Raw genomic sequence first — 10,824 nt, 5'->3', positions numbered from 1 at the left:
ACAAACTCGACGCGGTCCCGGTCCGCCACAACGACCGCATCGCACTCCTCGGCGACGCCGGACACCCCGTCGGCGCGGGCCAGGGCGCGTCGATGGCCTTGGAGGACGCACTCGTCCTGGCCCGGTCATTGGCCGCGGAGCCCTTGGTGGCGGCCGCCCTCTCGGCGTACGAAGCCGCCCGCTCGGCCCGTATCGCCAAGATGGTCAAGGCCGCCTCGGACAACCGCGACGCCAAGACGGCAGGCCCGCTCACCCGGCGGATACGCGACCTGGTGATGCCGCTGGCGGTCCGCCTCTTCTACGAGAAGGCCACAGCCTGGCTCTACACCCACGACTGCGGCGAACTGCTGACCATCCGGACGGATGGAGACTCCCGGGCCCGTGGCTCACGACTCTGACCTTCACGGGGTTGATCGCGCTGCTTGTGCCACGTCCTCGGTGGCCCGCCGCGGGCGGGGAACAGCCAGGGGCCCAAAGTCGAGGCGCTTGTCCATCTCCAGCCGGAAGGTGCCGTACGGATTGATATTCGACCAGAACAGCGCGGTTAGCCCGCGCCGGTCATCGTTGCGCAGCTTCTTCGCCCACGCCGACTCGGCGAGCACCTGCTGGAGCAGCAGGGTGTTGATGTACACGAGGCTGCTCTGGAGCAGGTGCAGTGCGAGCATCGAGGTCTCGGCGTGCTCCTTGTCCGGGCCGGTCAGGGCACCGTCCTTGCCGTACTGGAAGCACGGTGTTCGCCGAGTTCCAGTTCTCCACGACCTGGAGGCCGCCGTGGATCTCGCGGCGCAGGTCGGGGCTGGCGAGGTAGTCGCAGGCGAAGGTCGTGCGCACCGCGCGGCCCAGTTCTTCGAGGGCCTGGTAGGTGGGGTGCTTGGGACCGCCCCGGGTGAAGCGCCGCAGGACCTGCTCGGCCTCGGCTGTCCCCAGGCGCAGGGCGGTGGCGTACTTGACCATCTGGTCGTACTGCTGGGCGATCAGGTCCCAGCGGATCGCGCGGGTCAGCGAGCCGCCGAGCGCCGGCCGGCCGGGCGGGTCGTCGTCGGGCCGGTACAGGCGGATGCTGCCGATGTTCTTCAGCCTCGGCAGCAGGCGGAAGTTGAGCAGCTCGGTGAACGCGAACCCGACCACGCTCGCGCCGGGGTCTTGCCGCCGACGTCAGCGTACTTGGCCAGCAGCTTCAGGGCGTCCATCACCGGCCGGTCCGGGTCCCGGCTTCAGCAGCCGAGCAGGGCCGGCAGGCCGGACAGGTCGGGCAGCTCGTCGAAGGGCTGGTAGTCGGCGCTGCCGCGGGCGCCCATGGAGCCATTGTGGCCGTAGCGGTTGATCCACACGCGGCGAGCGAGGCCGAGGCCGCGGGTGGGGATGAGGTCGTACTCCCAGCCCTGGGCGACGTGGATGACCTGGGCGGGGTCGATGTCCATGGCCTGGAAGGCGTACTCGAAGGCTTGCCGGGAGGGCTTGTACGCCTTGGCCTGCTGGGCGGTGATGACATGGTCGAACTCGACGCCCATGTTGGCCAGGTTCTGGGCGATGAGGTCGTCGTCCGTGTTGGAGATGATGGCGATCTCGTACCGGGACTTCAGTGCCCGCAGGGCGGCCGGGACCTCGGGGTGGGGGCCGAAGGTGGGCACGGCCGCGACCAGGGCCTCGCCGTCGGACTGCCGGTACTCCAGGCCGTGCAGACGCATCGCTATCTCCAGGCTGGCGGGCAGCAGTTCGCGGAAGGGGCGGTATGCCTCCAGTACGGCGTGGAACCGCATGATGCGGAAGTCGTCGAGGAACTCGTCGACGTTCAGACGGTCCAGGTCCAGCCGGTCGGCCAGGACCTTCAGGGTGGTGGGGCCGAGCTGGAAGTCGACCAGGGTGCCGTAGGCATCGAAGGTGACGATCTGACGCATGATGTTCAACCTCTTTTCGGGCATACAGAGCATTCTGTTTGCCGGGGGCATGAGGGCTGAGGGGCTGAGGTCCCGAAGGGGCCGCCATTGGAAGACGGGCCCCGGACAGGCCGGGGACTGCGAATGCTGATCAGGTAGTCGGCGGCAGCATCATTGCTGCTCCGATGCGATGAGCCTCTCCGGCTCGAGGTGATGCGTCAGTGAAGCACCGCGGAGAATCCGGCAACAAGGGACGTGAGGCCGCGAGATCGGCCACGTATTTTGTGCGTGTGCACAATCTCTGTCAGGAATCCGATGCGGGCTGCGGCTGCGGCTGCGGCTGCGGCGCGGACTGCGGCCGCTCGGCGCCGCTGCCCGGCAGCGTGACCGGGCTGTCGGCCGCCGAGGCTGCCGCTCACATGTAGCGCATGTGTCCTCTGACCGACACGCTTTGGCGCCGGCTCTCTCGGTCGCGGCCCCGGCCGGTGGCTTCGTCCCGTCCAGCGATCGGTGGATCAGGACATCGCCGCCCGGAAGCGGGCGCCCGCGTCCGTCTCCAGCCAAGCCAGGGCGAGGACCAGCCGGGCGGCGTCGTTCGGTCGGGACAGCTTCAGCCCGGTCGCCTCTTCCGCAGCCTGTAGGCGATTGCCCACCGTGTTCCGGTGACGGTAGGTGCGTGCGGCCACCTCGGCGACCGAGCCGAGGTCGAGGTACCAGCGCAGGGTCTCGAGGATGCGGTCGCGGTCGCGCAGCTCTAGCAGTGGGCGCAGCACGCCGGTGGCCATCGCACCGGTGAGCTCCTCCTGCGCCGACATGATCGCCCCGATCCAGTGGCCCTCCACGTGCCGCACTCCGGGCTGCGCGGAGCTGCGGATCGCGGCACGTGCGAACCGGATGCCCCGCGCCGTCAGCGCCAGGCCGGGGACTTCCGCGACGCCGCAGCGCCACGGGGCGAACGGCCGGAGCATGGCAAGCATGACCTCTTCATCGCGCCGTCCGTGACCGATGATGCCGAGGAGTTCGTCACCCATCCATCCGAAGTGACGTACCAGGCCGCCCCGACGCAGCGCATCGTCGACCTGGGACACAGCCGGGTCCCCGGTAGGAACGGATTCGACCACGACCACGGTCAGCGCGACGTTCTCGGAGAAGCCCAGCAACGTGGAGGCCTCGGCGACGGTGGAGGGATCCTGCTCCCCTTCCAGGACCAGGCGGCTGAAGGCGCGGTTGCGCACCTCCGTACGACGGCTCGCAAGGTCCCGCTCGGTGCGGCGGTAGGCGTCGACGACCTCGACGCTGTTGGCGTCCGTCGCCTCCCAGACGCGGATCAACCCGTCGAGGAAGTCGGGATCGGCGCTGATGCCACGTGCTCGCCCCTCTGCGAGCACGGCCTCCCACAGGGTCCTGAGGTCCAGCTGGAAGGAGTGCATCAGAGCGGTCAGGGGGAACGCCTGCTCCGCTCGCTCGCGTCCCACGTCCTCGGTGGCGCGCGAGACGGTCCGGGGCACGGGACCGCCGGCCAGCCGGGTCAGGGCGAGTTCGAGGGTTCGTCGCATCCCCTCCCGTTTCTGGACCGGGTCCCAGTCCGCCGACGCGTAGGCGGGCTCCTCGGCTTCCAGTTGTTCGAGAGCACGAGAGGTCAGTTCGTCGAGCCGTTCCTCGAGGAGCCGACGCGCGATCGCCTGCACGGCGTCGTGGCGAGTCCCGCCCTTACGGCGTCCCGGGCCGCTCACGAGGACCGCCTCTCCCGACGACAGCCGTCACCGGACGGATCCGGGGCCGTCTCCGGGCAATGCCGCTGGCATGCCGCTGGGGCTCCCTGACAGAAATTGTGCACAGGCACAAAATACGGGGTCGATGTCGCGGCCCCGCGTCCCTTGTTGCCGGATTCTCCGCGGTGTTTCATCTGACGCATCACCTCGGGCTGGAGTGGGCTCGTGACATGACCCGCACTTGGAGCAGCTATGGCACTTCCGCACCTGATCCCCAGTCGGTCACCTTGAGCAGACGCTGCTGAGGGGCGCCGCGTTCCTCGGCTCACTGTCGGCCTTCCGCCACGGAGCCCACCAGGAGGCGATGACCAAGGCGGCCGAGCCAACCGGTTCGCCAGGCAGAGCGGAAGCGAGATCATCCAGGACTCCCGCAGAGACTACGCCGAGCTCAAGGCGAGGGTCGAGGACCAGAGGGCACCGCTGGACGCCGCCGAGGCGCTGCGCGGGGTGCTCGCCGCCAACGTCACCTGGGACGCCGTGACCGCCGCCGCGTGAGCTGATGACCGGTCTCGATGAGCGCTCCGCCTTTGACGGACGACCCGCCTCGGACCTGATCGCCGACCAGGTGTTGGGAGAGCGTCCTGGCCCAGGTCCCACTTGGTCGAGGTCTGCGCAGCCCGTGAAGCGATCGAGACACAGCTGCGGCAGCCCTCCCCGCCGCCCCCGGGAACCGCAATCGATCGGACCGTCCGGGAGCCGGCTGACAGCCTCGGACAAAGGTCGGACACCGGTGGCGGCGGGGGACTGGCCACGACCTGAGCGTCGTGGCGCAGACCCCCGGTGAGTGATGAGCGACCTGACGACGAGAGAGAGAACGCACCGATGACCTCAGCGACCACAACCGGCCAGGACGGAACGACCATCCCCGGTCACACCGGCCAACTGCCGGACTCGCTCCTCGATCACGTGCTGCGGCAGTCCTTCGGACTCGAGGGATATGTCCAGCACCCACTGGGAGGGGAGATCGACCAGAACGTCCGGATCACCGGCGACGACGGCCTGCGCTACTTCGTACGGGTCACCCGCGCGGAGCCGGACTCGGCCGACGTTCTCTGGCAGAACTCGCTCCTCCAGCATCTGGCCGCCACCGTTCCCGACCTTCCGGTGCCACGGCTGATCCCGACACGCGAGGGGAAGTTCCTTGCCGCCGTCGTCCACGAGGGCCGAACGCACGTGGTCCGCGTGATGAGCTGGCTTGAGGGCCGGGTCCTGGCGGAACTCGACGACCACCCCGCGGCGCTTCTGCGCCGGCTGGGAGAAGCCGCTGGGCGGCTGAGCCTCGGACTCTCCAGCGTGGAGCCACCGGTGGGCCTGGAACCACACGACTGGGACATGCGCCGGGCCGCTGAGATCGTCGAGGCGTCGCTGCACGCTGTACAGGACGCGGACCGGCGGGAGTCGGTGCGCACGATCATGGGCTGGTACGACGCTCTCCTGCCGGCATGGGACCGACTGCCGCGGAGCGTCGTACACCAGGATCTCAATGACGCCAACGTCCTGGCCGACGCCGACGCCGACGCCGACGAGGACGGGGTGCTGCGGATCTCGGGCATCGTCGACCTGGGCGACTCGCTCTACAGCGTGCGCGCGGCGGAGGTGGCGATCGCGGCGGGCTACGCCATGGTCCGCAAGGCCGACCCGCTCGCCGCTGCGGCCGAAGTCGTGGCCGGCTTCCACTCGGTGCTCCCCCTCACGGCCGAGGAACTGGCGGCCGTCTATCCGTTGGCGGCCGCCCGGCTGTGCATGAACGCGGTGACGTGGACGCGCCGGGTCGCCGAGAGCGACACGCCGTACGGGCGGAACCGCATGCAACACACCTGGCCCGCGATCGCGCAGGTGGCCGAGGTCTGCCCCGACGTCGCCGAGGCGACGTTCCGGGTCGCGTGTGGGCTCCCCCCGACGCGGGAGCAGCGGGGTTTGGCAGAGGCCTTGGCAGAGGCGGCCCGAGACGGTGCCCCGTACGCACCGGCCCCGCAACTGCTTGACCTGCGACCGGCAAGTGATCTCTACGACGAAGTCGACTGGCACGACGCGAGGGCGGTGCGCGCGCGCATCGACGACGTCCTCGACGGACGACGGCGGCGGGGCTACGTGCCCCACCTCGGCGCATCGCTGCTCCTGGGGGGCCGGCGCCGCCCGGGAGCCGACGAGCCCGCGACGGTTCAGGTCGGCGGCTCGCTGATCGTGGCAGACGCCGAGGAGGTTGCCAGCCCGCTGTCCGGCGTCGTCGAAGCCCGCGGTGGCGCCGGGATGCCGTTGGTGCTGCGACATGCGGTCGAGGGGCTGGAGTTCTGGACGTGCTGGTGGGGACTCGACGACGTGCCGCCCGTTGCGGCGACAGTCCTGGCCGGGACGCCGTTGGGACGCGCCGGCGCCGGCGAGGAGACGGACCCGCTCGGGCCCTGCGTCCAGGTGCAGGTCCACCGCACCGCGCGGATGGCCACGTGGCCGCCGCCTCGCGTCGTGCCGCCCTCCGCACGGCAGGTGTGGAGCCACCTGTCACCCGACCCCGCCCGGCTCCTCGGGTTCACCGAGTCCTCCACCCCGGCCCCCACCATCGACGACGTCGTCTCAGTGCGCCGTCGCCACATCGCCCGCTCCCAGCGCAACTACTACCGCACCCCGATGAACCTTGTGCGTGGGCGGGACGTGTGGTTCCACGACGAGGACGGCCTGGCCTATCTGGACTCGCTGAACAACGTCACCCACGTCGGCCATGCCGAGCCACGCGTGACGGCCGCCGCCACCGGACAGCTGCGCAAGCTCAACACCAACAGCCGTTTCGTGTACCCGCAGATCGCCAGTTACGTGCAGAAACTGGTAGCCACGCTGCCCGGCCCGCTCGAGGTCGTCTTCCTCGTGTGCACCGGCAGCGAGGCAAACGACCTGGCGCTGCGGATCGCCCGCCAGGTGACAGGTCGTCAGCACATCGTCAACATCGACGGCGCGTACCACGGAAACACCGGTGTGGTGACCGGGATCAGCCCGAACCGTTACAAGGGCCCCGGCGGCGCCGGTGCGCCCGCGACCACCCACGAGGTCGTCATCCCGGACCGCTACCGCAGCACCTACGGGTACGACGACGCGGACGCCGGAGTCAAGTACGCGCGCGACGCCGCGGCTGTCATCGAGCGGATCACGGCCGACGGCCGACCCCCGGCCGCCTTCATCGCAGAGTCCCTGATGGGATCGGGCGGGAACATCGTGTTCCCCGACGGCTACCTCGACGGCGTGTTCACCGCGGCCAGGCGGGCGGGCGCCCTGTGCATCTCCGACGAGGTCCAGGTCGGCGTCGGACGACTCGGGCCCTGGTGGGGGTTCGAGCTCCAGGGGGTGGTCCCGGACATCGTCACGATGGGCAAGCCGCTCGGGAACGGGCATCCCCTCGCGGCGGTGGTCACGACTCGGGAGATCGCCGACGCGTTCGACACGGGCATGAAGTACTTCAACACCTTCGGTGGCAACCCGGTCTCCTGCGCGATCGGCGAGGCCGTGCTCGACATCGTCGAGCAGGATGGGCTGAGGTTGAACGCCGTGAGCGTGGGCGGGTACTTCGCCCAGTCGCTGCGCGAGCTCCAGCAGCGCCAACCGCTCATCGGTGACGTGCGGGCGGAAGGGCTCTACCTCGGCGTCGAACTGGTCCGCAACCGCACCACCAAGATGCCGGCCACTGAGCAGGCCTTCATGGTCACCGAGCTCATGAAGGAGCGAGGCGTCATCGTCTTCCCCAATGGCGTGCACGACAACGTACTGAAGATCAAACCGCCCATGACCTTCCGCCGTGAGCACGTGGATCTCTACGTCGACGTGCTGGACGAGGTCCTGACCCTGCCCGAACTGCGCTCGGCCGTTCAGTCCTGAGACGGGCAACCGTCTACTGAGGCAGTGAACGAGAGTGGCCCGCGAATGCGAGAAGTGCCCCGCGGGCCGGCTTCTCCGGCCAGGGCTTCAAAGTCTCGCCCGCCATGGGCGGCATCGCCGCGGACCTCGCCCTTCAGGGCCGGACCTCCCAGCCGATCGACTTCGTCACCACAAACGGCCGCACCGCGGCCTGAGCCCGAACGAGGAAAGCCATGACCCTGACCATCGGCGCGCTGACGGCCGAGCCCGGCCAGAAGACCCGCGGGAGCCTGTCCGCCGACCTGGGCACCACGACAGTGGAGGTGCCCCTGATCCTCGTCAACGGCTCCCGCCCGGGCCCGAGGGTCGTGATCACCGGTGGCGTCCACGGCGGCGAGTTCATCCCCGTCGACGCCACCACCCGCCTGGCCGGGCTGCTGGAACCGGACGAGATCGCCGGCCAGCTGGTGATCTGCCCCGTGTCCAACCCCCCGGCCGTCTACGGCGGACGGCTCAACATCTCCCCGCTGGACGGCGTCAACATCAACCGCGTCTTCCCAGGCGACAAGGACGGCGGCCCCACCGACCGGATGGCGGCCTGGCTGTTCGAGAACCTGATCGACGGCGCCGACGCCTACGTGGACCTGCACAGCGGCGGCATCGACCAGCACCTGCTCGACTTCGTCGGCTACCGCCTGACCGGCGACGACGAACTGGACGCGAAGAACAGGGCGATGGCCCACGCGGTCGGATACGAGCTGGTCATCTTCGGCACCAGCGCCGACGGCGGCAACAGCCACGCCGCGGCGAACCGGCAGGGTATCCCCGCGATCCTCGTCGAGACCGGCCAACTCGGCGACCGCGACCCCGCCACCGTGCGCAGGCTCCTCGACGCCCTGTACCGGCTCCTGCACCACCTCGGCATCATCGAGTCGCCGCAGCACCTCGCACCGGTGACCGTGCAGCCGCGCGACTGGATCTGGACGGGCGAGGTCGAATCTCCGGCCGCAGGCCTCTGGTACCCCGACGCGGTCACGGGCGACGAGGTGACCGAGGGACAGACCATCGGCCGCATCATCGACCCGGTCGACGGCACCGAACACAAGATCACCGCCGTCTCCACCGGAAAGATCATCTACAACATGAACGGACTCTCCGTCCGCCCCGGCACGCACCTCGCCGCCATTGCCACCCCGCACCACTGACGGGCTGCACGCCCACCGACGAACAGGTCCATGCCGTCGATGCTTCCGCGACGGTCACCACCTGGTCTTGCAGGCCGGCAGGCCGGCGCCGGCACTGGCAAGACCTGCACGCTCGATCTGCTCGCCGCGAGTACCAAGCACCGTGCAGGCTCCTGTGGCTGATCTCGTGATCACCGATGCGGACAGGGGATCTGATGCCGTGGGCCTTCCCGATCCGCCAGGCGGGCGGCGGGGGCTGCTGAGGCGGCGAGCGAAGCGATGGCCGATGGCCGCGTATGCCGTGGCATGCGCGGTCCTGCACAGTACGGAGCGCGGAAACCGGGCGGCTGCGTCGTCGGTGATATCCCTGTTGAACGCGAGGTAGCGACCCCCACACCGTGCTGCGTACGGTCACCCGCTTCTGGCCAGTCCGCCGACAGGGCTTTGGCGTCACGCCACGTGTCAGCCCTGCGCAGGCTCGAGAGGCCGGACGAGTATGGGCAACTCGCCGACGTCGTCATGCCGTTCGTCGAGAAGGCATGGAAGGACCTGCAAAACCCTGAGGAAGGCGAAGTCCGGTTCGAGTATGACCACTACCTGAAGATGTGGGCCCTGACTGAACCGAAGATCGACGCCGACTTCGTCCTCCTCGACGAAGCCCAGGACACCAACCCTGTCCTTGAGCAGGCCTTCGCGCTCAACGCGGCCACGCCCAACTGGTGATGGTCGGCGACTCCGCCCAGGCCATCTACGGGAGGGGCGCGGCGCCCGAGATGTGATGACGGGCTTCGACGCCACCCACCTCACCTTGACCCGTTCCTGCCGCTCCGGTCCGCTCCTCGCCGAACAGGCCAACCGGTGGCTGGCGTTGACCGACGCGCCCATCCGGCTCACCGGCACCGTTCCGATTCCAACGGAAGTCGGCCTGGTCACCTCCCCAGACGCGGTGCTGTGCCGCACCAACATCGGCGCCGTGACCGAAGTCATGCGGCCGCCGGGGTGATCAGCTCGTCGAAGATCCACTCATGCTCGGACGCGGACAGCCGGTGGTAGGTGACTCCGGGCGGTGCAGTGGTGGGCTGGGCGGTGCCGCCCCACTGGGTGCCCTGCCCTCCACTCACTGGTCCGCCCTGCTGTCCGGTGAACGGGCTGCCGGGCTGCCCACCGTCTTCGCCCTGGAGGCCCTCGCCAACGTGTGTCCTACCCGGCTGGCCCGGCCATGGTGAGCGTCCTCGGTCCGGCGGCCCGCCCGGGCGCCGGGGTGCTGCTCGGCCCCACCAGGGACCGGGCAGCTGCCATCACTCCCACCCGGTTGCGCGGGACCATCAGGTCGTCGCTTGGACGTGTCATCCCCACCATGGACTGCAATAGGAGACTCCGGAATTGAGCTTGATGGGCACGCCGGGCTTGTGCAGGCAGATCCGTGCGGAGACCTTCTTGAACTTGCTGTAGGTCTTGTTGAAGGGGACGTTGTTGCTCTTGGTCACCTTGGAGTACCCACCGAGGGTGCCGTCGACCCTGAACATGACGACGACCTGACGGTTGCCTGGGGCATAGTAGTGGTTGAGCTTGCCGCTCATCTTTCCTTGGTAGTAGCCGTTCCCGACGGCCGTGTACGTGTGCGTGATGTCGGCGTAGCCGTTTGCACCACCTCCTACTTGGGTCCACAGCCGCGCTCGGTGCGTGGTCTGGGCGGTTACCGGAGCCTTGACGTGGGCCGGACCCGTGTCAGTGCCTGCTGTGTCGTTGCCGGACTGCGCCTCGGTGGTGGCCGGCATGCTCCTGACCATGCTGGTGACCGCCTTGGCCGGCTGGGGAACTGCTACGGCGGGAGCCCCGACGGCGAGGCTGGCGCCGAGCGCTGCGATCGACAGGCCGATGGTGGCGCGTTTGGCCATGTTCATGCTCGTGCTTCCTCCAATGGTGGATGCGGCCGGGCTGGCTGTGGCCCGGCCGGTGCTGTGCGTCATCGAGTTCAGCGGCATCGGAATTGAATGAGGAGCCGGTTTTGCCACCCTGATCAATGGCTGCTCCGAAGGCCGGGGACAGGTGGTTGCGGCGCTGGCTGAGGAGAGAGCATCGGGGTTGCCCTTGCGTCACGGGTGCGCGTAGCTTCGCGGGCCGCAGCGCCGCGTTCACGGGGGAAGCGGC

9 protein-coding genes and 1 pseudogene are annotated in these 10,824 nt (G+C 69.2%); 5 read left to right on the top strand and 5 right to left on the bottom strand.

Features of this window, described 5'->3' with window-relative positions; genetic code table 11:
- On the top strand, positions 1-398 hold a 398-nt coding region (locus KUM44_RS27695; RefSeq protein WP_217212160.1), incomplete at its 5' end, for an FAD-dependent monooxygenase.
- 3 nt (positions 399-401) lie between these two features.
- Here KUM44_RS27695 and KUM44_RS45755 read toward each other — a convergent pair.
- The 4 genes from KUM44_RS45755 to KUM44_RS47280 all read right to left on the bottom strand — a co-directional run bounded on the left by KUM44_RS45755 (position 402) and on the right by KUM44_RS47280 (position 3,610).
- Complete coding sequence (locus KUM44_RS45755) at positions 402-665, bottom strand: transposase (protein WP_254390201.1); 264 nt, start codon at positions 663-665, stop codon at positions 402-404.
- A complete protein-coding gene (locus KUM44_RS27690) occupies positions 559-1,128 on the bottom strand; it encodes a Tn3 family transposase (protein WP_308402737.1) in 570 nt (189 codons plus the stop codon). Before KUM44_RS27690 ends, KUM44_RS45755 begins: the two co-directional genes overlap by 107 nt.
- Before the next feature lie 86 nt (positions 1,129-1,214).
- Positions 1,215-1,898 carry a haloacid dehalogenase type II gene (locus KUM44_RS27685; protein WP_217212166.1) on the bottom strand — a complete coding sequence of 228 codons (684 nt, stop codon included), beginning with the start codon at positions 1,896-1,898 and terminating at the stop codon, positions 1,215-1,217.
- A 494-nt stretch (positions 1,899-2,392) separates the two neighbouring features.
- Positions 2,393-3,610, bottom strand: a complete 1,218-nt coding sequence (locus KUM44_RS47280; RefSeq protein WP_217212158.1) for a CdaR family transcriptional regulator — start codon at positions 3,608-3,610, stop codon at positions 2,393-2,395.
- Between the two features lie 861 nt (positions 3,611-4,471).
- Between KUM44_RS47280 and KUM44_RS27675 the strand changes: the two genes are divergently transcribed.
- The 4 genes and pseudogenes from KUM44_RS27675 to KUM44_RS27650 all read left to right on the top strand — a co-directional run bounded on the left by KUM44_RS27675 (position 4,472) and on the right by KUM44_RS27650 (position 9,899).
- Complete coding sequence (locus tag KUM44_RS27675) at positions 4,472-7,510, top strand: aminotransferase class III-fold pyridoxal phosphate-dependent enzyme (protein ID WP_217212156.1); 3,039 nt, start codon at positions 4,472-4,474, stop codon at positions 7,508-7,510.
- A gap of 212 nt (positions 7,511-7,722) precedes the next feature.
- Positions 7,723-8,694, top strand: coding sequence for a succinylglutamate desuccinylase/aspartoacylase family protein (locus KUM44_RS27665; RefSeq protein WP_217212153.1), 972 nt, complete (start codon positions 7,723-7,725; stop codon positions 8,692-8,694).
- Between the two features lie 371 nt (positions 8,695-9,065).
- A pseudogene (locus KUM44_RS47665) lies at positions 9,066-9,664 on the top strand (UvrD-helicase domain-containing protein); the annotation flags it as partial.
- Between the two features lie 34 nt (positions 9,665-9,698).
- The gene (locus KUM44_RS27650; protein WP_217212145.1) at positions 9,699-9,899 is read left to right on the top strand and encodes a hypothetical protein; all 201 of its coding nucleotides are present in this window, start codon (positions 9,699-9,701) and stop codon (positions 9,897-9,899) included.
- Between the two features lie 120 nt (positions 9,900-10,019).
- Here KUM44_RS27650 and KUM44_RS27645 read toward each other — a convergent pair whose 3' ends face one another.
- Positions 10,020-10,577 (bottom strand): hypothetical protein, encoded by a 558-nt coding sequence (locus KUM44_RS27645; protein WP_217212143.1) that lies wholly within the window; start codon positions 10,575-10,577, stop codon positions 10,020-10,022.
- Positions 10,578-10,824: the final 247 nt, after the last annotated feature.

Source organism: Streptomyces sp. AC550_RSS872, assembly GCF_019049285.1.
In the GTDB taxonomy this organism is placed as follows: Bacteria; Actinomycetota; Actinomycetes; order Streptomycetales; family Streptomycetaceae; genus Streptomyces.
The sequence above is the reverse complement of the archived record's forward strand: the minus strand, read 5'-3'. Positions and strand labels throughout refer to the sequence as shown.